Source organism: Herbiconiux sp. L3-i23, from assembly GCF_023734115.1.
Lineage (GTDB): Bacteria > Actinomycetota > Actinomycetes > Actinomycetales > Microbacteriaceae > Naasia.
Genome location: NZ_AP025737.1, coordinates 574,602 through 598,220, shown reverse-complemented (window position 1 = coordinate 598,220; position 23,619 = coordinate 574,602). Strand labels below are relative to the sequence as shown.

The following is a 23,619-nucleotide window of genomic DNA, read 5'->3' as shown; positions in this document are numbered from 1 at the left end:
TATTCGACGACCCGGATCACGCCCGCCCGTTGAGCGAAGCGATACGAAGGGGCACGACTCGCATCCGGTCGTCGAGTAGGCGCGCCAGCGCCGTATCGAGAGCAGGCGCGCTGTGGTCTCGATACGCTTCGCTTACTCGACCCGTCTCGATACGCTCCTTCGTCGCTACTCGACGACCGGGTCAGGCCCGCCCGTTGAGCGAAGCGATACGAAGGGCACGAGTCACACCCCGGTCGTCGAGTGAGCGAAGCGCACCGAGACGGCTCGAGTAGCGAGGGACGAGCGTATCGAGAGCGCGGTCGCACGGACCCGATGCGGAGGGTCAGGCCAGGCGCCTCGAGAGCTTGTCCAGGCGGGCCAGGGCCTCCTGCTTGCCCAGGATCTCGAGGGACTCGAACAGCGGCGGGGAGACGCGGCGGCCCGAGGTGGCGACGCGAACCGGGCCGTACGCCACGCGCGGCTTCAGACCGAGCGCGTCGATCAGCTGCGTCTGCAGCGCGGACTGGATCGCCTCCGCCGCCCACTCGCTCTCGGGCACCAGCTCGAGCGCGTTCACCGACGCCGCGATCACCTCACCTGCGGTGGCGGGCAGCGAGGAGATCGCATCGTCGTCGTAGACGAGGTCGTCGACGCCCACGAAGAACGAGCGGAGCATCCCCGGCGCCTCACCGAGCAGCTGCATGCGCTCCTGCACCAGCGGGGCCAGCTTCGCGAGAAGGGCGCTCTGCTCGGGAGTCGGCTCCCCGGCCAGCACTCCCCCGTTCACGAGGTACGGCACGAGACGGCCGGCGAAGTCGTCGGCGCCGAGCAGGCGGATGTGGTCGCCGTTGATCGACTCGGCCTTCTTCTGATCGAAGCGGGCCGGGTTCGGGTTCACGGTCACCACGTCGAACGCGGCGACCATCTCGTCGAGCGAGAAGACGTCGCGGTCGTGCGTCAGCGACCAGCCGAGCAGCGCCAAGTAGTTGACGAGCCCCTCGGGAATGAACCCGCGGTCGCGGTGGTGGAACAGGTTCGACTCGGGGTCGCGCTTCGACAGCTTCTTGTTGCCCTCGCCCATGACATAGGGCAGGTGGCCGAAGCGGGGCACGAATGAGGTGACGCCGATGTCGATCAGCGCACCGTACAGCGCGATCTGGCGCGGGGTCGACGACAGCAGGTCCTCGCCACGGAGCACGTGCGTGATGCCCATGAGGGCATCGTCGACGGGGTTCGTGAACGTGTAGAGCGGGTGGCCGTTCGGGCGCACGAGCACGAAGTCGGGAAACGATCCGGCGGCGAACGTGATCTCGCCGCGCACCAGGTCGTCGAACGACAGATCGGTGTCGGGCACACGCAGACGCAGGGCCGGCTGACGACCCTCCGCGCGGTACGCGTCGCGCTGCTCGTCGCTGAGGTCGCGTTCGAAGTTGTCGTAGCCGAGCTTCGGGTCGCGCCCGGCGGCGATGTTGCGCGCCTCGATCTCGTCAGCGGTCGCGAAGCTCTCGTACAGGTGCCCGGCGGCCTTCAGACGCTCGATGATCTCGCCGTAGATGTCGTAGCGCTGCGACTGGCGGTACGGGGCGTGCGGACCGCCGACGTCGATGCCCTCATCCCAATCGAGGTGCAGCCACCGCAGAGCTTCGAGGATCTGCTCGTAGCTCTCCTCGGTGTCGCGGCTCGCGTCGGTGTCTTCGACGCGGAAGACGAAGGTGCCGCCCGTGTGCCGGGCGTAGGCCCAGTTGAACAGCGCCGTGCGGACGAGTCCGACGTGAGGCGTGCCCGTGGGTGACGGGCAGAAGCGGACGCGCACATCGGCGCCAGTGGCGGTGGTGACGGGGAAGGTTGACATACCGCCCGCGATTCTACCGGCGTCGTGACCGGAGGGCTCGGCCGGGCAGAGATGCGGATGGGCGTCAGTAGCGTTCGAGGTCGCCGCGCAGCCTCTTCGGCCGGTTGGTGGTGAGCTCGGTGACGCCGACGTCGAGGCAGAGCAGGGCGTCGGCGATGTCATCGACCGTCCAGACGCGCACCGCACGGCCGGATTGCGTCCACGAACGCATCAGCTGCGGATCGCGCTTCACGATGGCTCGGTCGGGTCCGACGCCCACTCGGGCGTCGTCGAGGAGTTCGTCTCGCGTCGTCTGCGCATCCGCCACGGCACGCTCGGCGCTGTCGCCGGAGAGCACTCCCCCTGTTTCGTGCTCCACCCAGCGGACGAGCTCGTCGTGCTCGGCGTCCTCGACGAGCAGCATCACGAGCGACGGCGAGACGGTCTCGAGCAGCGACGCCGCCGTCTGCGGCCAGAAGCACATCAGATCGACGGTGGAGTCGCCGAGGCGCCCGGACGAGGCATCCCATCCAGCGTCCGCAAGAGTTTGCAGGACCTCGTCGTCGAGAGCACCGGCGAACGGCCCGGGCTGCTTGATCTCGAGCGCGAGCCGAACCGGGCGGTCGGCCTCGGCGATGAGCGCGAGGAGTTCGGGCAGCGTCATGACCTGCTCGGCCGCGGTGCCGTACTCGGCGGGGATGGCCTGTCCACGGGTCACGTCCAGGGCGCGAAGCTCGTCGAGCGTCAGCCTGTGCACCCAGCCCGGCACTCCGGCCACCCGGTCGGTGGTGGGATCGTGCCAGCAGACGAGGTGGCCATCCGCGGTGAGGCGCACATCGGTCTCGAGGCCGTCAGCGCCCTGACGTATCGCCTCGAGGTAGGCGGCGCGCGTGTGCTCGTGGAAGTCCGCGCTCGCGCCACGGTGCGCGAACAACGTGGTGCGGGCGGCCGCGCTCACTTGTTCTTCGCGGGGTTCGAGAGGGTTCCGATGCCTTCGATCTCGATGTCGACGACCTGGCCGTCGACGAAGCCGCCGAGCCCGGGAGGCGTCCCCATCAGGATGAGGTCGCCGGGCAGCAGGGTGAACACGCTTGACGCGAACGCGATGATCTCGTCGACCGGGTAGATCATCTCGGACGTGTTGCCGTGGCGTCGCGGCTCGCCGTCCACCCAGGTCTGGATGTCGAGATTCGACGGGTCGATCTCGGTCTCGATGACCGGGCCGATCGGGCAGAACGTGTCGTACCCCTTCGCCCTCGCCCACTGACCGTCCGCCAACATCTGGTCGCGCGCGGAGACGTCGTTCGCGATCGTGTATCCGAAGACGTAGTCGAGCGCGCGCTCGCGGGGCACGTCCTTCGCGATCTTGCCGATCACGACGGCGAGCTCGCCCTCGTGCACGATGCGTCCCTCGACGGACGGGAGGCGGATCGCGTCGCCCGGGCCTACGACCGCGGTGTTGGGCTTCAAGAAGATGAGGGGGTTTGCGGACGGCGCCTGCTGCCCCATGTCTTCTTTGTGCGCCGGATAATTGAGGCCGACGCAGACGACCTTCGACCGCGGGATGACCGGCGCCAGCAGCTTCGCCGACGCGATCGGGATGCGCTCGCCGGTGGTCTGGAACCCGGAGAACATGGGGTCGCCCGCCAGGACGATCAACTCGTCCTCCTCCTCATCGAGGATGGCGTAGCGCGGATCTGCATCGACACTGAAACGGGCGATCTTCACGGTCACGACCCTACCGCCCACGACCCTGAGGACACGGGAGAAAGCGCGACCGCTACGCCCCGCCCGCCCTGCGCAGGGATACGAAGGAGTGTTGCATCCTCCCTCCGTATCGCTGCGCAGGGCGGGTGGGCGGGTCAGGCGTGGGTGCGGGCGGCCTGCTCGAGCGTCTCGACGATGACGTCGATCGGGTCGGGCAGGGCGCGCAGCTCGGCCTGCAGCCGCCGGGCGGCCGCACGGTAGGCCGGATCGGCGAGCAGCGCAAGAACCGCCCGACGGATGCGCTCGGGCTTCGGGTCGCCGGTGCGCAGTTCGATGCCGGCGCCGCTCCACGCCACACGCGCCGCCACCTCGGGCTTGTCCTCGGTCGCGCCGGCGACCACGAGCGGGACGCCGAAGCCGAGGGCCTGCTGCACTCCGCCGAAGCCGCCGTTGGTGACGAGCACACTGCACCTGGGCAGCAGTTCGCCGTACGGCAGGAATCGGCCGATGCGGGCGTTCGCGGGGAGGTCGCCGCCGAACGCCGCGAGGAGCGGCTCGACGTCGCGCCCGCCGGTCGTCGCAACCACGAGGACGTCCTCGCCCGCGAGGGCGCGGATCGTTGGCGCGACGAGCCGCTCGAAGTCGAGGTTGTCGATGGTGCCCTGCGTCACGTGCACGACGGGCGTCGTCCCGTCGAGATCACCCCACCACTCCGGCACATCCGTGGCGGCGCCCGCCTCGGGACGGAGCGGCCCGACGAAGCGCAGCGTCGACGGAGTCTCGCGGCGCGGGTACTCGAGGCCCGACGCGCTCAGCTGGATGGTGTGGTCGAACATGCTCGGGAAGTCGAAGAAGTTGCCCGGCGCCGGCGGCGCGCCGACCTCGGCGAGCGCAGCATCGACGGTGGTCTGGATCGGCTTCAACGGTCCGCTGTGGACGAGGCGGTTGAGCATCCGGTTGCGCAACCGCGCGACCGGGCCGCGTCCCGGCTGCATCGCAGGCCCGAACGGCGCCGTGTCCACACTCGTCAGCGTGACGGGGAGGGCGGAGATCCCGATGATCGGCAGGCGGGTTCCGGCGGGCTCCTTGAGCAGCTTCGGCAGGACTCCGGTGAAAGCGCCTTCGGCGACGATCGCGTCGTAACGTCCCTCGGCGAGGGCCGCCTCGACGGCGCGGTACTGGTCGGGGATGACGCGGCCGAACATGCCGATGAGGTCGAAGCGGACCGCGTCGAGCCCTGTGCGTCCTTCGCGGCCGGGGAGCCATCGGTCGAGGTTCGCGTCGTCGTAGTCGACGGCATCGGGCAGAGGACGGAAGACCATCCCGCCGGCTTCGACGGCGTCGCGATATTTGCGGCCGGTCAGGACCGTCACGATGTCGCCGCGCTGCACCAGGCGCCGTCCGATGGTGAGCATGGGGGCGATGTGGCCGTAGATCGGGGAACTGCAGAGGAGGTAGGAGGACATGGAACGCACGCTTTCGCTAAGTGGCAAGTATCGAATACGTGATACTGTAGTGAATATGGCGAACTTGTCCAGAGTCTCTTCCGGCGGAGCTTCCGCGGCAATCCCCTCGAAGCGCGAGTACCGTTCCCCGCTCCGCGAGCAGCAGGCGGCGCAGACCCGCAGCCGTATCGTCGCGGCGGCGGCGGAGTGCTTCGCGACCCACGGCTATGCGCGGACGACTCTCGCCCTGATCGGTCGCACTGCGGGCGTCTCGAGCGAATCGGTCGCGGCGAACGGACCCAAGGCCGCTCTGCTCATCGCGGCGTTCGAGCACGCGTTCGGCGGCCGGGAAGGAGCGGATCCGCTCTCCGAGCGCACGGAATTGCAGGACATGTTCGCCATCGAGGACGTCGAGGCGATGCTGGCGGCCTTCTCCGACTTCATCGTCGCCGGGCAGGCGGCGGGCATCGGGTTGTGGCGGGCGCTCAGCGCCGCAGCGCTCGATGACGACGCGGTCGCCGCGCTCTACCGGGAGCTCATGGAGCGTCGGCTCGCCGACAACCGCCTCGCCGTCGATGCGATGGCGGCGCGGGGGCTCCTGCGACGCGACAAGTCCGTCGACGAGCTCGCGGGCGCGCTGGCCTTCCTCAACGGCTTCGAGCCGTACCAGGTGTTCGTCTCCGACTTCGGGTGGAGCGAGGTCGAGCTGAAGAGCTGGTACATCGACAGCGTGCGCCGCACCATCCTCGACCTCCCCGACTCCCCCGCCCGTTGAGCGAAGCGATACGAAGGGGAACTCGCTGGCGCCTCCGTATCGCTTCGCTCAACGAGCGACGAGGCGCGAGGCGGGCGAGTGGGGGCGGGTCAGTCCTGGTTGCTGAAGGCGGAGTCGAAGGAGGCGGTGGGCAGCTCCCAGAGGAGCGAGCGGATGAAGCCGGCGGCCTCCTTCGCACCGTGCAGGCGGTCCATGCCCGCGTCCTCCCATTCCACCGAGATGGGGCCCGAGTAGCCGATGGCACGCAGGGCACGGAAGGAGTCCTCCCATGGCACGTCGCCGTGCCCGGTCGACACGAAGTCCCAGCCGCGGTGCGGGTCGCCCCACGGCAAGTGGGATCCGAGCACCCCGTAGCGCCCGTTGGGGGTGCGGAGGCGGGTGTCCTTGCAGTCGACGTGGTAGATGCGGTCGGCGAAGTCGGTGATGAACGCGACGGGGTCGACGCCCTGCCACATCATGTGGCTGGGGTCCCAGTTGAAGCCGAAGGCCTCGCGGTGCTCGATGGCCTCGAGGCTGCGCACGCTCGACCAGTAGTCGTAGGCGATCTCGCTGGGGTGCACCTCGTGGGCGAAGCGCACGCCTTCGCCGTCGAATACGTCGAGGATGGGGTTCCAGCGGTCGGCGAAGTCCTGGTAGCCGGCGTCGATGACCTCGGCGGGCACCGGCGGGAATTGGGCGACGTAGGGCCAGATCTTCGATCCGGTGAAGCCGATCACCGTGTCGACCCCGAGCCTGCGTGCCACCTTCGCGGTGAGCTTCAGCTCTTCGGCCGCGCGCTGACGGACACCCTCGGGGTCGCCGTCGCCCCAGACCTTCGAGCCGACGATGGCCTTGTGACGGAAGTCGATGGGGTCGTCGCAGACCGCCTGTCCCTTGAGGTGGTTGGAGATCGCCCACACCTTGAGCCCGTAGCGGTCGAGGATCTCGAGCCTGCCCTGCAGGTAGTCGTCGTCCTCGGCGGCGCGCCAGACGTCGAGGTGCTCGCCGGAGCAGGCGATCTCGAGGCCGTCGTAGCCCCACTCGCTCGCGTGCTTCGCCACCTCCTCGAGGGTGAGGTCGGCCCACTGGCCGGTGAACAGGGTGACGGGGTGCGTGTTCGTCATCGGCGACGTCCTTCTCTACTGGTTCTGGCGGTGCTCGGGCGGTCGAGCCGGTGTCAGGCGGCGGGTCGCACCCACGCGCCGTCACGGGCGGAGTCGAGGACCGCCTCGGTGATGCGCATCGCGCGGAGGCCGTCGGCGAACGAGGCGACGCCGTCGACCTCGTCGCCGCGGATGGTCGCGTAGACGTCGGCGGCAAACGCGGAGAACGCGTCCTGGTATCCGAGCGGATGCCCTCCGGGCAGGACGCTGAGCCGCGCGGCATCGCCGGTGAGCTCGCCGGGGTCGCGCAGCAGCAGCTCGCTTCCTGCGCGGCGTCCGATCCACAGCTGCTCGGGGTTCTCCTGCTCGAAGCGGATCGACTCGGCGGTGCCCGCGAGTTCGAGCACGAGGGCGTTCTTGCGTCCCGGCGCCACCTGCGAGACCAGCAGGGTGCCGATGGCGCCCGACTCCGTCTCGATGGCGACCGCGACCGCGTCCTCGGTGTTGACGTTCTCGGTTCCGCCGCGGCTCGCGAAGACGGTCGAGGTCTTCGCGGCAACGGCGACGATCGGGTCTCCCCCGACGAACTCGAACAGGTCGACGAGGTGCGAGCCGATGTCGCCGAACGCGCGGGAGCGCCCGCCCTGGCGGTCGTCGACGCGCCAGTTGTCGTCGCCCTGCTCGAGGAGCCAGTCCTGCAGATAGCTGCCGGACACGGTGAGCAGCCGCCCCGCAGCACCGCCTCGGACGCGGTCTCGAGCGGCCCGCGCCATGGGGTGGAAGCGGTAGACGAACGGGATCGCGGTCACGAGTCCCGACGCCTCGGCTTCGCCGACGAGTCGTTCGGCGTCGGCGATCTCGGTGGCGAGCGGCTTCTCGCAGATGACGTGCTTGCCCGCCGCGAGCGCCGCCGAGGCGAGGGCGGCATGCGTCGCATTGGGGGTGCAGATGTGCACGACGTCGATCGCGTCGTCGGCGAGCAGCTGCTCGGCCGAGGCGAAGGCGCGTTCGACCCCCAGCGCTTCCGCGGCCGCGCTCGCGCGCTCCAGTGTCGAGGAGCTGAGGCCCACGAGGCGGGCTCCTGCGGCACGGGCGGCGCGGGAGTGCACCGCGGCCATGAAGCCGCCCCCGATGATGCCGACGCCCAGATTCGAGCCGGGAAGCCCCGATCTCGACGGTCCCGATCCCGGCAGGCTCATGCGAGTGTCGCCTCGGACGGGTCCCATCCTTCGGGCAGCGGCTCGGGCCGCGCGACCGTGCTGGTCACCGCGACCGCCTGACGCGTCGCAGCCGACTCGGTGATCGACGTCATGATGTCGACGACGTGGAACGCGAGCTCCGCGCTGGCACGCTCGGGCACACCGGCGCGGATCGCGCGGGCGAGTTCGACGACGCCGGTGCCGCGGCCGAAAGTCGATCCGACCGGCTCGATCTCCACCGGGTCCTCGGCGCCGCGCTCCCACAGCTTCGACTCGCCGTCGAACATGTTGGGGTCGGGGAAGGCGATGCTGCCGTCGGCTCCGGAGATCTCGACCACGCCGGCGCGGGGCAGGTGCGACTGGAAGCTCAACACGATGACCGCCGAGGCGTCGTCGTCGAACTCGATGATCGCCGAGATGTGGGTCGGGACGTTGACCGGGAACTCGGTGCCGGCCTTCGGGCCCGACCCGATGATGCGCGTGGTGGTCGCGGTGTTCGACACGGCGGTCACCCGGCGGGCGGGCCCGAACACGTTCACGAGGGTCGTCAGATAGTAGGGACCCATGTCGAACAGCGGTCCGGCGCCGATATCGAAGAGGAACTCGGGACTCGGGTGCCACGACTCGGGGCCGGGGCCCTGCATCTGCGCGAACGCGGTGAGAACGCGTCCGACGCGTCCGTCGGCGATGGTGCGCAGCGCGGTCTGCTGCCCCGCACCGAGCACGGTGTCGGGCGCCGTCGCGACGCGGAGGCCCTTGGCCTCGGCGGCGGCGAGCAGTTCGCGGCCGCTCTCACGATCGAGCGAGAACGGCTTCTCCGACCACACATGCTTGCCGGCCTCGAGGATGCGCAGCCCGACCTCGACGTGCACGGCCGGGATGGTGAGGTTCACGACGATCTCGATGTCGTCGACGGCGAGCAGCTCGTCGACCGACCCGCTGCCCGCGATCCCGTACTTCTCAGCCTGCGCGGCGGCGCGGTCGAGGTCGAGGTCGGCGATGAAGAGCACCTCGACATCGGGGAACCGCGTGAGGTTGTCGAGGTAGGCCGAGCTGATGACACCGGCGCCGATCACACCGACGCCGACGCGTCCGGCGCTCATGCCTGCTCCTTCACGTAGGCCAGGCTGGCGGCGAGACCGTCGAAGACGTCGCCCGCGTACTCGTCGAACTCGATGACCCGCACCGCGTCAGGTGCTGCCCGCAGAATGGCGGGGATCGGGATCTCACCCTCGCCCGCGGGCTGCTGCTCGGCGGTGACGCCGTTGCGGCCGCCGTCCTTCACGTGGATGAGCTTCACGCGCGATCCGAGCCGCTTCAGCAGGTCGGGGGCCGACTGGCCGCCGACCTCGACCCAATACGTGTCGACCTCGAGCACGACGGCCGGGTCGAGCTGCGACTCGAGCAGTTCGAGGGCGGTGACGCCGTCGATCGTCGCCAACTCCCAGTCGTGGTTGTGGTAGCCGATGGAGAAGTCGTAGCCGCTCGCCTGCTCCGCGATGGTGTTGAGGCGCTCGGCGATGCGCGCGACGTCGTCGGCGGTCCGCCACTTCTCGGCCGGAATGAAGGGGTCGATGAGGGTGGCGAGTCCCAGCGTCGCCGCCGCATCCAGCGCCTTCGGCACGTCGCCGCCGTCGACGAAGGGGGCGTGGGCGGACAGGGCGGTGAGTCCGCGCTCCGACAGCGCGTCGGCGTAGGTGGCCGCACCGTCGACGAAGCCGTACGGTTCGACGTTCTCGAAGCCGATGGCCGCGATCCTGTCGAGTGCGGTGCCGAGGTCGGCGGCGATCGCGTCGCGGATGCTGTAGAGCTGAACTGAGACGGGGGCGGTGGTCACGCTTCTCCAGTGAAGTGATGGCGCCCTTCGGCGCGCGGCTGTCCGTTCCAGCCTAGGCAGTCTTTTGCCGCCATGCGAGCAAAAGTTTCGGCGCTGTGCTTGAATGCGCTCATGTCCCTCGAGCGGACCCCCGCGGCGGCCGACGCGGGCCCCGGCGCGCTGTTCCAGCTGCTGCGCGACGGCATCCCGCGCACCCGGGCCGAGCTCGCCGCCGAGTCGGGCCTGGCGCGCACGGCGGCGGCCCTCCGCCTCGAGAGCCTCCTTCGGACAGGCCTCGTGCGCCCCGTCGAACCGGCGGTGTCGAGCGGCGGGCGCCCGCCCGCCCGATTCGCCCTCGATCCGACGTCTCGCGTGGTCGTCGCGGTCGACGCCGGCGCACGCCACACCCGCGTCGCCGTGGTGGATCTGTCGGGGCGGGTGCGCGAGGAGAGGACCTGGCAGTCGGACATCACCGACGGTCCCGAGCCGATCCTCGATCGCATCCTCGACGAAGCGACCGCATCGCTGCTCGCCTCAGGGCATGCCGCCGAGCAGGTGCTCGCCGTCGGCATCGGGCTGCCCGGGCCGGTCGAGTTCGCCATCGGACGTCCCTCGAATCCGCCGATCATGCCCGGCTGGCACGACTACGACGTGCCGGCCCACATCCGACGGCGGATCCCCAGCCCGGTCCTGGTCGACAACGACGTCAACGTCATGGCTCTCGGTGAACGGGCGACCAGCTGGCCCGACACCGACGATCTCGTCTTCGTGAAGGTCGCCACCGGCATCGGATCCGGCATCATCTCGGGCGGGCGACTGCAGCGCGGGGCACGGGGGATCGCCGGAGACATCGGCCACATCCGCGTCGCCCGCGATCCCGACGCGCCCTGCCGCTGCGGCAACACGGGGTGCCTGGAGGCCGTTGCCGCATCGCCCGCCGTGGCCCGCCGCCTCTCCGCGGGCGGGCTCGGGGTGACCGGGTCGGCCGACATCGTCGGCCTGGTGCGCGCGGGCGACCCCGACGCCGTCGACGCCGTGCACCTCGCGGGACAGGACATCGGCGACGTGCTCTCGGCCTGCATCAGCCTCACGAATCCGTCGGTCGTCGTGATCGGCGGATCCCTCTCTCAGGCGGAGGAGCCGCTGCTTTCCGGCATCCGCGAGGTCGTCGCCGCGCGCGGCACACCGCTCGCCACCGCGGGTCTGCAGATCGTCCCGTCGGTGCTGGGCGCGCGCGCCGGCGTGGTCGGCGCCGCGACCCTCGCGCTCGACGAGGCCCTCTCCCCCGCCCGCATCGACGCACTCACCGGGGCCGCCGCCCGTTGAGCGAAGCGATACGAAGGCGCCTCTCTGCGCCCTTCGTATCGCTTCGCGGGGCGGGCGGGGCGGGTGGAGTAGGCGGTGGATCAGCCGAGGCGGGTGAGCCAGCCGTGGCGGTCGGGCTTGCGGCCGTACTGGATGTCGGTCAGCTCCTCGCGCAGCGACATCGTCAGCGCGCCGGCCGGGGCGGAGACATCGCCGATGGCGAAGTCGGGCCCCTTCAGCGCGCCGATCGGCGTGATGACCGCGGCGGTCCCGCAGGCGAAGCTCTCGCTGATCTCGCCGGAGGCGACGCCCTCGCGCCACTCGTCGAGGGTCACCGGGCGTTCCTCGACCGCGTGCCCGCGGTCCTTCGCCAGGCGGATGATGCTCTCGCGGGTGATGCCCTCGAGGATCGAGCCGCTGAGTGCCGGCGTGATGAGGGTGCCGTCGTGCCGCACGAGGAAGATGTTCATGCCGCCGAGCTCTTCCAGGTACTTCTGCTCGACCGAGTCGAGGAAGAGCACCTGGTCGCAGCCGTTGCGGTAGGCCTCGGCCTGGGGCAGCAGAGACGCCGCGTAGTTGCCGCCGGTCTTCGCCGCCCCGGTTCCGCCACGGCCTGCGCGGGAGTAGTCCGTCGACAGCCAGATGGACACCGGTCGGACACCGCCGTGGAAGTACGCTCCGGCCGGCGAGGCGATGACCCGGTAGTCGACCTTCTGCGCGGCCCGCACCCCGAGGAAGCTCTCGCTGGCGATCATGAACGGGCGGATGTAGAGGCTCGTCTCGGGCGCCGACGGCACCCACGCCTTGTCGAACGCGAGCAGCTGGCGCAGCGACTCGAGAAAGTCCTCGGTCGGCAGCGACGGCAGTGCCATCCGCTCGGCCGAACGCTGCAGGCGCAGGGCGTTGGCCTCGGGCCGGAAGCTCCAGATGGAGCCGTCCGCGTGGCGGTAGACCTTCAGTCCCTCGAAGATCTCCTGCCCGTAGTGCAGCACCGAGGCGGCGGGGTCGAGGGTGATCGGACCATAGGGGACGACCTCGGCATCGTGCCAGCCCTCGTCGAGGGTCCAGGTGACCTGCACCATGTGGTCGGTGAAGTGCTTGCCGAATCCGGGGTCGGCGAGGATCGCCTCGCGCTCGGCCTCGGCTCGCGCCGACTGCGACGGCGTGGCCGAGAAGGCGAGAGGGAACGTTGTTGCTGCGGTCATGTTCAGTCCTTGGACGTGAGGAGGGCGACGATGGCGTCGCCGGTTTCCGAGGTGCGGCGGGCAGCGCCGGTCTGTGCGCGAGAGGCGAGATCGGCCGCGACCGCGTCGCTCACCCGAGCGGCCGCCTCGGCGAAACCGAGGTGCTCGAGCAGGAGGGCGACGGAGAGGATCGCGGCGGTCGGATCCGCCTTCTGCTGTCCCGCGATGTCCGGCGCTGAACCGTGCACGGGCTCGAACATCGAGGGGAACGCGCCGTCGGGGTTGATGTTGCCCGAGGCCGCGAGACCGATTCCGCCGCTGATTGCGCCGGCCAGGTCGGTGAGGATGTCGCCGAAGAGGTTGTCCGTGACGATCACGTCGAATCTAGCAGGATCGGTCACCAGGTAGATGGTGGCGGCGTCGACGTGGATGTAGTCGACCGTCACCGACGGATACTCGGCCGCCACCTGGTCGACGAGGCGCTTCCAGATCGCACCCGCATGGGTGAGCACGTTGGTCTTGTGCACGAGGGTGAGCTTGCCGCGGCGCGCCGCTGCGGCCGTGAAGGCGTAGCGCACGACCCTCTCGACACCGAACGCGGTGTTGAGGCTCACTTCGGTCGCGATCTCGTGCGGCGTGCCGACCCGGATGCTGCCGCCGTTGCCGACGTACGGCCCCTCGGTGCCCTCACGGACGACGACGAAGTCGACGTGCCCCGGATCCGCGAGCGGGCTGACCACGCCGGGGTGCAGCACCGTCGGACGCAGGTTGACGTAGTGGTCGAGGGCGAACCGCAGCTTCAGCAGCAGCCCTCGCTCGATGTTGGCGCCCGCAAGCCGCGGGTCGCCGGGCACTCCCCCGACCGCACCGAGCAGGATCGCGTCGCGCGCCGCGATCTCCGCGAGCTCCTCGTCGGGTAGCACGTCGCCGGTCTCGAGGTAGCGCGTGGCCCCCAGCGCGAACTCGGTGACCTCGAAGTCGACCCCGTCGGGCGCGACGGCGTGCAGCACCTTCAGCGCTTCGGCGACGACTTCGGGCCCGATGCCGTCTCCGGGGATCGCGGCGATCGTGACGGTGCGGGACATGCGGCTCCTTACCTCGAGCGGAGGCTCTCAGGCTATCCCCTGCCTGCAGGCGGGAATCGCGTGCATGCGTCGGCGCCCAGGGGATTCGTCGGGCCGGCGGCATATCCTCCCCGCATGACCAGTGCTCCCAGCGCGACCAGTGCAGAAGCCTTCACGACCGGCGCACGAGGCCGAGGGGCCGGCGCAGAGGTCAGCCTGATCGTGCTCGGCGGCGGCGGCGACCTCACGCGCCGACTGCTGCTGCCGGGGCTCGCCAGCCTGCTGACGAGGTCGGAGCGGGAGGTCGAGATCATCGGCGCGAGCCTCGAGGAGTCGTCCGACGCGAAGTGGGGCGCCACCGTCCGCACCGCGTTCGACGACGTCGAGGGTGGAGCCGAGGCGGCCGATCGTTTCGTCGACACCGCGCGGTGGTTCACCGGCGACGTGACCGACGAGGCGGTGCTGGCGCAGATCCTCGCCGCCTGCCAGGGCACCCCGGTGCTGTTCTTCGCGCTTCCGCCGTCGGTTACGGCGAAGGTCTGCGATGCGCTGCGCGGGATGGAGCTGCCCACCGACCTGCGCCTCGCGCTCGAGAAGCCGTTCGGCGTCGACCAGGCCAGCGCCGAAGGGCTCGATCAGTTGATCGCGCAGATCGTGCCCGAACGCCAGGTCTTCCGCATCGACCACTTCCTCGGCAAGTCGACGGTGCTCAACATCCTCGGCCTGCGCTTCAGCAACACCCTGCTGAAGGACGTGTGGAGCAAGGATCGCATCGAACGCGTCGAGATCGTCTATGACGAGGCCCTCGGCCTCGAGGGACGCGCGGGCTACTACGACAACGCCGGCGCACTGGTGGACATGATCCAGAGCCACCTGCTGCAGGTGCTCGCCCTGCTCACGATGGAGCCGCTCCCCCGCCTCGACGAGGTCGAGCTGCGCTCGAACGCCGCGCAGGTCCTGCGCAACACCCGCGTGATCGGCGACGACCCGGTCGCCGCCAGCCGTCGGGCGCGGTACACGGCGGGACGGATCGGCGACCGCGATCTGCCCTCCTACGTCGATTCCCCCGGCGTCGACCCGGCGCGGATGACCGAGACGCTCGCCGAGGTCGAACTCGAGGTGCGCACACCCCGTTGGTCGGGGGTTCCCTTCCTGCTGCGCTCCGGCAAAGCGCTCGGCACTGCACGCAAGGAGGTCTCGATCGTGCTGACCTGCACCGACCCGATCGAGGGTCTCGCCGGGGCGCTGACGGGCGACCGGATCGTGCTCGACCTGAAGTCCGACCGGGTCCGGTTCGAGCTGACGATGAACGGAAGCGGCGACCCGTTCGAACTCGAGCGCACCGAGATGACCGCCGAGAAGGAGCCGGGCGACCTGCTCCCCTACGGACAGGTGCTCGAGGGCATCCTCGACGGCGACCCGCTGCTCTCCGTGCGCGGCGACATCGCCGAGGAATGCTGGCGCATCGTCGACCCCGTGATCGAGGCGTGGCGGCGCGACGAGGTGCCCATGCAGGAGTATGCGGCGGGGTCCGGCGGGCCCGACGACTGGGAGTGATGCACGGCCGGTTCTCAGCCACGCGCCGCCCGGTGAACCTATGCTGAGCGTCGCCTGTACCTCTACAGAGAGCGAGCACGAGCGATGAGTCTCGGTTTCGGAATCTTCCTGATGGCCGTCGGCGCCATCCTCGCCTTCGCGGTCAACGTGACCACCGACTGGATCGCCCTCACCACGGTGGGCTACATCCTGATCGCGGCCGGCGCGCTGATCACGATCCTCGGCATCGTGCTGCTCATGCGCAAGCGCCAGTCGGTGTCGACCTCGCGCACCACCGTCGATCCGGCGAGCGGCTCCACCACCCAGCGCAGCGTCCGCGACGACAACCTCTGAGCTTCAGGGGGCGCTGCGCTCGTCCGGTCGTTGAGTAGCGACGAAGGAGCGTATCGAAACGGGTCGAGTAAGCGAAGCGCATCGAGACCACTGCGCTGAGGTCCGGAGCGGCGCTCTCGATGCGCTTGTTCCTCGCTTACTCGAGCCGTCTCGATACGCGCTGGCGCGCTACTCGACGACCGGGTGAAGAGTCGTCCCTTCGTATCGCTTCGCTCAACGGGCGGGACTAACCGGTCGTCGAGTAAGCGAAGCGCACCGAGTCCCTGGCGCAAGCGTGCGCCAGGGGCCCAGGGTCGAGTAAGCGCAGCGCATCGAGACCACAGCGCTGAGGTCGAAGCGGCGCTCTCGATGCGCTCGTTCCTCGCTTACTCGAGCCGTCTCGATACGCGCTGGCGCGCTACTCGACGACCGGGTGGGAAGTCGTCCCTCCGTATCGCTTCGCTCAACGAGCGGGTCCGAACCCGATCGTCGAGTAAGCGAAGCGCATCGAGACGGGTCGAGTAGGCGAAGCGCACCGAGACCACAGCGCCAAGGTCCGAAGCGGCGCTCTCGATGCGCTCGTTCCTCGCTACTCGAGCCGTCTCGATACGCGCTGGCGCGCTACTCGACAACCGGGTGGGAAGTAGTCCCTCCGTATCGCTTCGCTCAACGAGCGGGATACTACCCGGGGAGGACCTCAGACGAGGTCGACGAGGTCGATCTCGCGGAAGGTGTCGGCGTCGATCGCGACCCGGATCTCCTCCAGCAGCTCCTCGGGGGCCGGGCTGTCGATGGTCAGGACGCTGAGCGCCTTGCCGCCGCGGCCACGGCGTGCGATCTGCATGCCCGCGATGTTGATGCCGGCGTCGCCGAACTTCTGACCGTAGATCGCGACGACACCGGGACGGTCGTCGTAGGTGAACACCACCGAGTGGTCGGCGAACGGCAGCTCGACGTCGTACCCGTTGATCTCGACGATCTTCTCGATCTGCTTCGTGCCCGTCAGCGTTCCCGACACCGACGCGGTCGTGCCGTCGGCGAGCGCGCCGCGCACGGTGAGCACATTGCGGTACTCCTCCGAGACAGGGTCGGTGAGCAGCCGGACGGTGATGCCGCGCTGCTCCGCGATCAGCGGCGCGTTCACGTACGACACGTTCTCGCTGACGACGTTCGACAGGACGCCCTTCAGGGCGGCGAGCTTCAGCACGCTGACGTCGTACTCGACGAGGTCGCCGCGGACCTCGACGTCGACGCTCGCGAGCGGGCCGTCGGCGAGGCCCGCGAAGACCTGGCCGAGCTTCTCGACGAGCGGCAGACCGGGGCGCACGTACGGGTCGATGGCGCCGCCCGCCACGTTCACCGCATCGGGGACCAGCTCGCCCGACAACGCGAGACGCACCGACTTCGCAACCGAGATGCCCGCCTTCTCCTGGGCCTCGTCGGTCGACGCGCCGAGGTGTGGGGTGACGACGATGTTGTCGAGCCCGAGCAGCGGCGAATCCTTCGGCGGCTCGGAGACGAAGACGTCGATGCCGGCGCCCGCGATCTTCTTCGCCTTGAGCGCCTCGTACAGGGCGGTCTCGTCGATGATGCCGCCGCGGCTCGCGTTCACGATGCGCAGGTTCGGCTTCGCCTTGTCGAACTCGGCGGCGCCGATCAGGCCGGTCGTCTCGGGGGTCTTCGGGATGTGGATGGTGATGAAGTCGCTGCGGCGCACGAGGTCTTCGAGCGAGACGAGCTCGATGCCGAGCTGCTGCGCACGGCTCGGCGTGACGTAGGGGTCGTAGCCGATGAGGTTCACGTCGAACCCGGCGAGACGCTGGGCGACGAGGGTGCCGATGCGGCCGAGGCCGACGATACCGACGGTCTTCTCGTACAGCTCGACGCCGGTGAACTTCGACCGCTTCCACTCCCCCGCCTTGAGCGACGCGTTGGCGTCGGGGACGTAGCGGGCGAGCGAGAGCAGGTGGGTGATCGCGAGCTCGGCCGCGGACACCACGTTCGAGGTGGGGGCGTTGACGACCATCACGCCGGCGTTCGTCGCGGCGGGGATGTCGACGTTGTCGAGTCCGACACCGGCGCGGGCGACGACCTTGAGCTGCTTCGCAGCGGCGAGCGCCTCGGCATCGATCTGCGTCGCCGATCGCACCAGCACCGCACTCGCGTCAGCGAGCGCCTCGAGGAGCGCCGCCCGGTCGGTCCCGTCGACGTTCCGGATGTCGAAGTCGGGGCCGAGGGCCTCGACGGTGGCGGGCGAGAGTTCTTCGGCGATCAGCACGATGGGTTTCGGCACAGGCGTTCCTTCGGGGCTCGGCACAAACGCTGACAATGTTAGCGGCAGGGCTCCCGGCCGCCCGTCGCCGCGACTCGCGACGTCACGCAGCGACGACGGCGACCGTCTGCCGGGCGATCTCGAGCTCCTCGTTCGTCGGGATGACGAGCACCGGGATCCGGGACCCCTCCGCCGAGATCCGGCGTTCGCCCTTCACGCGCCGGGCGTTCTCGTCGGCGTCGAGCTGGATGCCGAGGCCTTCGAGGCCGGCGAGCGCTCCCGCCCGCACGAGGGCCGCGTTCTCGCCGACCCCCGCCGTGAAGACGATGGCATCGGCGCCGCCCAGCACGGCCAGGTAGGAGCCGACGTACTGCTTGATGCGGTGGGTGTAGACGTCGAGCGCACGCTTCGCCGACGGGTCGCCCTTCGCGATCGCGTCGGTGACGTCGCGCATGTCGGCGGTGCCCGTGAGCCCGAGCATCCCGCTCTTCTTGTTGAGCAGCTCATCGAGCTCATCGAGGCCGAGACCCCCGAAGCGCGCGAGCTGGAACACGATCGCGGGGTCGAGGTCGCCCGACCGTGTGCCCATGACGAGCCCCTGCAACGGCGTGAACCCCATCGAGGTGTCGACCGAGCGGCCGTTCTCGACGGCGCACGCCGACGCGCCGTTGCCGAGGTGCAGGACGATGAGCCTCGACTGCTCGAGCGGCAGGCCGAGGAACGCCGCCGCGCGTTCGGAGACGTACTTGTGCGAGGTGCCGTGGAATCCGTAACGGCGGATGCGGTAGCGGCGGGCGATGGAGTCGTCGATGGCGTAGGTGTAGGCCTCGGGCGGCATGGTCTGGTGGAAGGCGGTGTCGAAGACCGTCACCTGTTCGACGCCTGGGAACGCCTTGCCCGCCGCTCTGATGCCGGCGAGGTTCGCCGGGTTGTGCAGCGGCGCGTACTCGGCCAGCTCGTCGATGTCGCGCTCCACCTGCGGCGTCACGATCGTGGGCGCGAAGAAGCGGGCCCCGCCGTGCACCACGCGGTGACCGATGGCGCCGACGGCGTCGCCGCCGAGCGAGGGCCCGTGCTCGTCGAACGCGCGGATCATGGCCGCGAAGGCGGCGTCATGATCGGGCAGCGGCTCCTCGATGGCCCATTCGTCGTCGCCGACCTCGTGGGTGACGACTCCTTCGGACTGGCCGATCCGCTCGATGAGGCCCTTGGCGAGCACCTCTTCGGTGGCGGTGTCGATGAACTGGTACTTCAGCGACGACGAGCCGCTGTTGATGACGAGGACGCCGCTCACTCGGTGCTCCGCCCTTCCTGCTGGCCGGCCTGGATGGCCGTGATCGCCACCGTGTTGACGATGTCCTGCACGAGGGCGCCGCGCGAGAGGTCGTTGACCGGCTTGTTGAGGCCTTGCAGCACCGGGCCGATGGCGACGGCCCCGGCGCTGCGCTGCACCGCCTTGTAAGTGTTGTTGCCCGTGTTGAGGTCGGGGAAGACGAACACGGTGGCGCGGCCGGCGACCTCCGATTCGGGCAGCTTCGCGGCGGCGACGGCCGCGTCGGCGGCCGCATCGTATTGGATCGGCCCTTCGACGAGCAGGTCGGGGCGGCGTTCGCGCACCAGCGCGGTCGCGGCGCGCACCTTCTCGACGTCGGCGCCCTCGCCCGATTGCCCGGTCGAGTACGAGAGCATCGCGACGCGCGGGTCGATGCCGAACGCGGCCGCCGTAGTGGCCGATGAGATCGCGATGTCGGCGAGCTGCTCGCTGGTGGGGTCGGGGATGACGGCGCAGTCGCCGTAGACGAGGACCCGGTCGGCGAGGGCCATCAGGAACACGCTCGAGACCACCGAGACGCCCGGCTTGGTGCGGATGATCTCGAATGACGGGCGGATCGTGTGCGCCGTCGTGTGCGCGGCGCCCGAGACCATGCCGTCGGCGAGGCCGAGGTGCACCATGAGGGTGCCGAAGTAGGACACGTCGGTGACGACGTTGCGGGCGATGTCGATGGTGACGCCCTTGTGACCGCGAAGCCGTGTGTACTCCTCGGCGAAGCGCTCGCGCAGCTCCGGGTCGAACGGGCTGATGATCGTCGCGTCGGTGAGATCGGCGCCGAGCGAGAGCGCCCGGGCGCGGATCTCGGCCTCGTCGCCGAGGATCGTGAGCTTCGCGACGTCGCGGCGCAGCAGACGGTCGGCGGCGAGCAGGATGCGGTCGTCGTCGCCCTCGGGCAGCACGATGCGCGATCCGGCGGCGCGCGCCTCCTCGAGCAGCTTGTGCTCGAACATCAGCGGCGTCGTGATGGTGGCGTGCGGCACCTCGAGGAGGTCGACGAGCGCCTTGCGGTCGACCGACCGCTCGAACAGGGCGAGCGCCTGCTCGAACTTCGCCGGCGACTCGGCGGCGAGCCGGCCCCGCGACTGCGTGACGCGCAGCGTCGTCTCGTAGGTGTCGAGGTTCGTGGCGACGATCGGGAGGTTCACCTCGACGCCCTCGATGAGGCGTTCGATGGAGGCGGGCGGCTCGAATCCGCCGTTCAACAGGATGCCCGCGAGCGAGGGGAACGTGCCCGACGCCTGGGCGAGGAGAGCGGCGACGAGCACCTCGACACGGTCGCCGGGGACCACGACGACGGATCCCTCGGTGAGGCGGGGCAGCACGTTGACCATCGACATCGCGGCGATGACGACACCGAACACCGAGCGCTGCAGCATCGCCGCGTCGCCCTTGATGAGCGTGCCGCCTGTCGCGTCCATGAGGTTCTGCATCGTGGGGGCGACGAGCATCGGGTCTTCGGGGATCGCCCAGACGGGCACGTTCTCGTCGTGCAGCGCGAGTCCGACGGTGAAGCGCACCGCCTGCACGATGGCCGGTTCGACGCGGTTGGCGACGACGGCGAGCAAGGACGCGTGCTCGTCGTGCAGCTCGCCGACGGCGACCTCGGCGACCTGGGCGAGCTCGTCGGCGGTGCGAGAGCGCGGCGATCCGAGCTCGCCGCCCTGCCCGGAGGCGCGGCCGCCGAGCACGAGCACGACGGGGGCGCCGAGGTTCGCGGCGACGCGGGCGTTGAACGACAGCTCGGTCGGGGTGCCGACGTCGGTGTAGTCGGAGCCGAGGATGACGACCGCGCTGCAGCGCGCCTCGACCGCCTTGTAGCGCTCGACGATGCGGGAGAGCGCCGCGTCGGGGTCGGCGTGCACCTCGTCGTAGCCGACGCCGATGCAGTCCTCGTAGCTGAGCTCGACGCCGTCGTGATCGAGCAGCATCTCGAGCACGTAGTCGCGCTCGCTGGTCGACCGGGCGACCGGTCTGAAGACGCCGACGCGGTCGATCTCGTGGGTCAGGGTGTCGAGCACCCCGAGAGCGACGGTGGACTTGCCGGTGTCACCCTCGACGGACGTGATGTAGACGTTGCGCGTCTCAATGGCCACGAGGAAATCCTACCTATTTCTACACCCCGTCGAAGTCCGATATTGCGGGCACAGACGCACGTTCCGGCGGGCGCACGAGCCCGGAACGTGCGTTCTCGCGCACACCTAGAGGTTGTCGGCGCCGGTGTCGGTGCCGGCCTGGGACAGGGTGCGCTCCCCCGCCTCGTCGTCGGGCCACACCCAGTCGGCGACGACCGGGATGTCCTCGCCGAACTCCCGCGTGTACTGGCGGGCGTCGATGCGGGCGTCCTGCATCTCCTGCCGCAGCAGCCCCGCCCGCTCGGCGAGCCCCGGCGTGCGGTCGATGACGTCGATCACCAGGTGGTAGCGGTCGAGGTCGTTCAGCATCACCATGTCGAACGGCGTCGTCGTGGTGCCCTCCTCCTTGTATCCGCGCACGTGGATGTTCGCGTGACCCGCCCGGCGGTAGGTGAGGCGGTGGATCAGCCACGGGTAGCCGTGATAGGCGAAGATCACCGGCTTCGTCGTGGTGAAGATCGCGTCGAACGCGTGGTCGTTCAGTCCGTGCGGATGCTCGCTCTCGGTCTGCAGCCGCATCAGGTCGACGACGTTCACGACCCGCACCTTGAGCTCGGGCAGACGCTCGCGGAGGATCTTCGCCGCCGCGAGCACTTCGAGCGTTGGGATATCCCCGGCGCAGGCGAGCACGACGTCGGGCTCCTCCCCCGGCACCTCGGTTCCCGCCCACTCGAAGATGCCGAGGCCCCGCGTGCAGTGGTCGATCGCCTGATCCATGGTGAGCCAGTTGGCTGTCGGCTGCTTGCCGGCGACGACGACATTGACGTAGTCGGTCGTGCGAAGGCAGTGGTCGTAGGTCGACAGCAGCGTGTTCGCGTCGAACGGCAGGTAGACCCGGACCACGTCGGCCTTCTTGTTGACGACGAAGTCGATGAAGCCGGGATCCTGATGCGAGAAGCCGTTGTGATCCTGACGCCAGACGTGCGAGCTGAGCAGGTAGTTGAGCGACGACACCGGGCGGCGCCACGGCAGGGTGCGCGCGACCTTCAGCCACTTGGCGTGCTGGTTGAGCATCGAGTCGACGATGTGGATGAACGCCTCGTAGCTCGTGAAGACGCCGTGCCGGCCGGTGAGGAGGTACCCCTCGAGCCAGCCCTGGCATTGGTGTTCGCTCAGCACCTCCATCACGCGGCCGGCGCGGGCGAGATGGTCGTCGTCGGGGACGGTGATCGCATCCCACTGGCGGTCGGTGACCTCGAAGACGGGCGAGAGCCGGTTCGAGTTCACCTCGTCGGGCCCGAACAGCCGGAAGTTGTCGGGGTTGCGACGCATGACCTCGGCCATCCACTCGCCGAGCACCTTCGTCGCCTCGGCGGTGCTGGCACCGGGTTCCGGCACGTCGACGGCGTAGTCGCGGAAGTCGGGCAGGCGCAGGTCGCGGCGCAGCAGGCCGCCGTTCGCGACCGGGTTGGCGCTCATCCGCCGGTCGCCCTCGGGCGCGAGAGCCGTCGCGAGCGGCACGAGCGCGCCCGCCTCGTCGAACAGCTCCTCGGGGCGGTACGAGCGCAGCCAGTCCTCCAGCAGTTCCGTGTGCTCGGGGGTGTCCCGCGCGTTCGCGAGCGGTACTTGGTGGGCCCGCCAGCTGCCTTCGGTCTTCTTCCCGTCGACCTCTTTCGGGCCGGTCCAGCCCTTCGGGGTGCGGAAGATGATCATCGGCCAGCGCGGACGCTCGTCGAGCGCACCGGCGGCCGCCTTCGACTTGATGTCGGCGATGCGGTCGAGGACCTGGTCGAGCACCGCGGCGAACCGGCGATGCACCGCGTCGTGCGGCTCGTCGGCCTCCGCCGCGAACAGGAACGGCTCGTGCCCGTACCCGCGCATCAGCTGCAGCAGCTCCTCCTCCGGGATGCGGGCGAGGATGGTCGGGTTCGCGATCTTGTATCCGTTCAGATGCAGGATCGGCAGCACGACCCCGTCCTGCGCCGGGTCGACGAACTTGTTGGAGTGCCAGCTCGTGGCGAGCGGCCCGCTCTCGGCCTCGCCGTCGCCGACGACGGCCGCGACGAGGAGATTCGGGTTGTCGAACGCGGCACCGTAGGCGTGCGAGAGGGCGTAGCCGAGCTCTCCGCCCTCGTGGATCGATCCGGGCGTCTCGGGTGCCGCGTGGCTCGGGATGCCTCCCGGGAACGAGAACTGGCGCATCAGCTTCTGCACGCCCTCCGCTGAGCGGTCGATGTCGCCGTAGATCTCGGAGTAGGTGCCGTCGAGATAAGCGCTTGCGACGACTCCGGGGCCGCCGTGACCCGGGCCTGCGATAAAGATGCTGTCGAGGTCGCGCTCGCGGATGGCGCGGTTGAGGTGGGCGTAGATGAAGTTGAGGCCCGGGGTCGTGCCCCAATGGCCGAGCAGACGGGGTTTGACGTGCTCCGGCTTCAGCGGCTCCCGCAACAGCGCGTTGCCGAGCAGATAGATCTGTCCGACGGAGAGGTAGTTCGCCGCGCGCCACCAGGCGTCGAGAGCGGCGACGGTCTCGTCGGAGACACCCTCGCCGCGAGCGGGGGCGTTGTCGGCGGTGCCGGATGTGGACGGGTGCTTCGAACCTCGAACCATGGCGCCAGTCTGGCACGCAGCCCGCTCGCCGCCCAGGGACGAATTTGCGAACAGTGAGGGGTGCGAGGATGACGGG

Annotated in this window: 18 protein-coding genes; 4 read left to right on the top strand and 14 right to left on the bottom strand. The window is 69.7% G+C overall.

The features are described from left to right. Positions 1-322: 322 nt before the first annotated feature. From gltX to NGH83_RS02815, 4 genes are all read right to left on the bottom strand, one after another. Positions 323-1,831 (bottom strand): glutamate--tRNA ligase, encoded by a 1,509-nt coding sequence (gltX, locus tag NGH83_RS02830; RefSeq protein ID WP_251857559.1) that lies wholly within the window; start codon positions 1,829-1,831, stop codon positions 323-325. Positions 1,832-1,895: 64 nt separating this feature from the next. Next, positions 1,896-2,768, bottom strand: a complete 873-nt coding sequence (locus tag NGH83_RS02825; RefSeq protein ID WP_251857558.1) for a glycerophosphodiester phosphodiesterase family protein — start codon at positions 2,766-2,768, stop codon at positions 1,896-1,898. Then, entirely contained in the window at positions 2,765-3,538 is a 774-nt protein-coding gene (locus tag NGH83_RS02820; protein WP_251857557.1) for a fumarylacetoacetate hydrolase family protein, read from the bottom strand. Before NGH83_RS02820 ends, NGH83_RS02825 begins: the two co-directional genes overlap by 4 nt. A gap of 134 nt (positions 3,539-3,672) precedes the next feature. Further along, positions 3,673-4,983, bottom strand: a complete 1,311-nt coding sequence (locus NGH83_RS02815) for a nucleotide disphospho-sugar-binding domain-containing protein (protein WP_251857556.1) — start codon at positions 4,981-4,983, stop codon at positions 3,673-3,675. A gap of 55 nt (positions 4,984-5,038) precedes the next feature. Here NGH83_RS02815 and NGH83_RS02810 point away from each other — a divergent pair, with 55 nt between their 5' ends. Beyond that, positions 5,039-5,737 carry a TetR/AcrR family transcriptional regulator gene (locus NGH83_RS02810; protein WP_251857555.1) on the top strand — a complete coding sequence of 233 codons (699 nt, stop codon included), beginning with the start codon at positions 5,039-5,041 and terminating at the stop codon, positions 5,735-5,737. 89 nt (positions 5,738-5,826) lie between these two features. Here the strand turns inward: NGH83_RS02810 and NGH83_RS02805 are convergent, their stop codons facing one another. Genes NGH83_RS02805 through NGH83_RS02790 form a run of 4 tightly spaced genes read right to left on the bottom strand, consistent with a single transcriptional unit; the run spans position 5,827 to position 9,855 of the window. Next, complete coding sequence (locus tag NGH83_RS02805; RefSeq protein ID WP_251857554.1) at positions 5,827-6,840, bottom strand: sugar phosphate isomerase/epimerase; 1,014 nt, start codon at positions 6,838-6,840, stop codon at positions 5,827-5,829. Between the two features lie 53 nt (positions 6,841-6,893). After that, positions 6,894-8,018: a Gfo/Idh/MocA family protein gene (locus tag NGH83_RS02800; RefSeq protein ID WP_251857553.1), complete on the bottom strand. Its 1,125-nt coding sequence runs from the start codon at positions 8,016-8,018 to the stop codon at positions 6,894-6,896. Next, positions 8,015-9,121 (bottom strand): Gfo/Idh/MocA family protein, encoded by a 1,107-nt coding sequence (locus NGH83_RS02795; RefSeq protein WP_251857552.1) that lies wholly within the window; start codon positions 9,119-9,121, stop codon positions 8,015-8,017. Before NGH83_RS02795 ends, NGH83_RS02800 begins: the two co-directional genes overlap by 4 nt. Continuing rightward, a complete protein-coding gene (locus tag NGH83_RS02790) occupies positions 9,118-9,855 on the bottom strand; it encodes a sugar phosphate isomerase/epimerase (RefSeq protein WP_251857551.1) in 738 nt (245 codons plus the stop codon). Before NGH83_RS02790 ends, NGH83_RS02795 begins: the two co-directional genes overlap by 4 nt. Before the next feature lie 111 nt (positions 9,856-9,966). Here NGH83_RS02790 and NGH83_RS02785 point away from each other — a divergent pair, with 111 nt between their 5' ends. Next, entirely contained in the window at positions 9,967-11,160 is a 1,194-nt protein-coding gene (locus NGH83_RS02785; protein ID WP_251857550.1) for an ROK family transcriptional regulator, read from the top strand. A gap of 80 nt (positions 11,161-11,240) precedes the next feature. Here NGH83_RS02785 and NGH83_RS02780 read toward each other — a convergent pair whose 3' ends face one another. Next, the gene (locus NGH83_RS02780) at positions 11,241-12,344 is read right to left on the bottom strand and encodes a branched-chain amino acid aminotransferase (RefSeq protein ID WP_251857549.1); all 1,104 of its coding nucleotides are present in this window, start codon (positions 12,342-12,344) and stop codon (positions 11,241-11,243) included. A gap of 2 nt (positions 12,345-12,346) precedes the next feature. Further along, a complete protein-coding gene (locus tag NGH83_RS02775) occupies positions 12,347-13,408 on the bottom strand; it encodes a 3-isopropylmalate dehydrogenase (RefSeq protein ID WP_251857548.1) in 1,062 nt (353 codons plus the stop codon). A 114-nt stretch (positions 13,409-13,522) separates the two neighbouring features. Here NGH83_RS02775 and NGH83_RS02770 point away from each other — a divergent pair, with 114 nt between their 5' ends. Both NGH83_RS02770 and NGH83_RS02765 read left to right on the top strand, forming a co-directional pair. After that, entirely contained in the window at positions 13,523-14,944 is a 1,422-nt protein-coding gene (locus tag NGH83_RS02770; RefSeq protein ID WP_251857547.1) for a glucose-6-phosphate dehydrogenase, read from the top strand. A gap of 84 nt (positions 14,945-15,028) precedes the next feature. Then, positions 15,029-15,277, top strand: a complete 249-nt coding sequence (locus NGH83_RS02765) for a DUF6458 family protein (protein WP_251857546.1) — start codon at positions 15,029-15,031, stop codon at positions 15,275-15,277. A 676-nt stretch (positions 15,278-15,953) separates the two neighbouring features. Here NGH83_RS02765 and serA read toward each other — a convergent pair. The 4 genes from serA to NGH83_RS02745 form a co-directional block, all read right to left on the bottom strand. Beyond that, the gene (serA, locus tag NGH83_RS02760) at positions 15,954-17,549 is read right to left on the bottom strand and encodes a phosphoglycerate dehydrogenase (protein ID WP_251857545.1); all 1,596 of its coding nucleotides are present in this window, start codon (positions 17,547-17,549) and stop codon (positions 15,954-15,956) included. Positions 17,550-17,631: 82 nt separating this feature from the next. Further along, complete coding sequence (locus NGH83_RS02755; protein ID WP_251857544.1) at positions 17,632-18,822, bottom strand: acetate/propionate family kinase; 1,191 nt, start codon at positions 18,820-18,822, stop codon at positions 17,632-17,634. Continuing rightward, positions 18,819-20,954, bottom strand: a complete 2,136-nt coding sequence (pta, locus tag NGH83_RS02750) for a phosphate acetyltransferase (protein WP_371872734.1) — start codon at positions 20,952-20,954, stop codon at positions 18,819-18,821. The genes NGH83_RS02755 and pta overlap by 4 nt, the downstream gene beginning before the upstream one ends. A 105-nt stretch (positions 20,955-21,059) precedes the next feature. After that, positions 21,060-23,543 (bottom strand): phosphoketolase, encoded by a 2,484-nt coding sequence (locus NGH83_RS02745; RefSeq protein ID WP_251857543.1) that lies wholly within the window; start codon positions 23,541-23,543, stop codon positions 21,060-21,062. Positions 23,544-23,619 lie beyond the last annotated feature (76 nt).

Excerpts from the sequence above, each read along its gene's own strand:
- gltX (WP_251857559.1), bottom strand. The coding sequence starts at position 1,831 with ATGTCAACCTTCCCCGTCACCACCGCCACTGGCGCCGATGTGCGCGTC.
- NGH83_RS02815 (WP_251857556.1), bottom strand. The coding sequence starts at position 4,983 with ATGTCCTCCTACCTCCTCTGCAGTTCCCCGATCTACGGCCACATCGCC.
- NGH83_RS02810 (WP_251857555.1), top strand. The coding sequence starts at position 5,039 with ATGGCGAACTTGTCCAGAGTCTCTTCCGGCGGAGCTTCCGCGGCAATC.
- NGH83_RS02805 (WP_251857554.1), bottom strand. The coding sequence starts at position 6,840 with ATGACGAACACGCACCCCGTCACCCTGTTCACCGGCCAGTGGGCCGAC.
- NGH83_RS02800 (WP_251857553.1), bottom strand. The coding sequence starts at position 8,018 with ATGAGCCTGCCGGGATCGGGACCGTCGAGATCGGGGCTTCCCGGCTCG.
- NGH83_RS02795 (WP_251857552.1), bottom strand. The coding sequence starts at position 9,121 with ATGAGCGCCGGACGCGTCGGCGTCGGTGTGATCGGCGCCGGTGTCATC.
- NGH83_RS02785 (WP_251857550.1), top strand. The coding sequence starts at position 9,967 with ATGTCCCTCGAGCGGACCCCCGCGGCGGCCGACGCGGGCCCCGGCGCG.
- NGH83_RS02780 (WP_251857549.1), bottom strand. The coding sequence starts at position 12,344 with ATGACCGCAGCAACAACGTTCCCTCTCGCCTTCTCGGCCACGCCGTCG.
- NGH83_RS02775 (WP_251857548.1), bottom strand. The coding sequence starts at position 13,408 with ATGTCCCGCACCGTCACGATCGCCGCGATCCCCGGAGACGGCATCGGG.
- NGH83_RS02770 (WP_251857547.1), top strand. The coding sequence starts at position 13,523 with ATGACCAGTGCTCCCAGCGCGACCAGTGCAGAAGCCTTCACGACCGGC.
- NGH83_RS02765 (WP_251857546.1), top strand. The coding sequence starts at position 15,029 with ATGAGTCTCGGTTTCGGAATCTTCCTGATGGCCGTCGGCGCCATCCTC.
- NGH83_RS02745 (WP_251857543.1), bottom strand. The coding sequence starts at position 23,543 with ATGGTTCGAGGTTCGAAGCACCCGTCCACATCCGGCACCGCCGACAAC.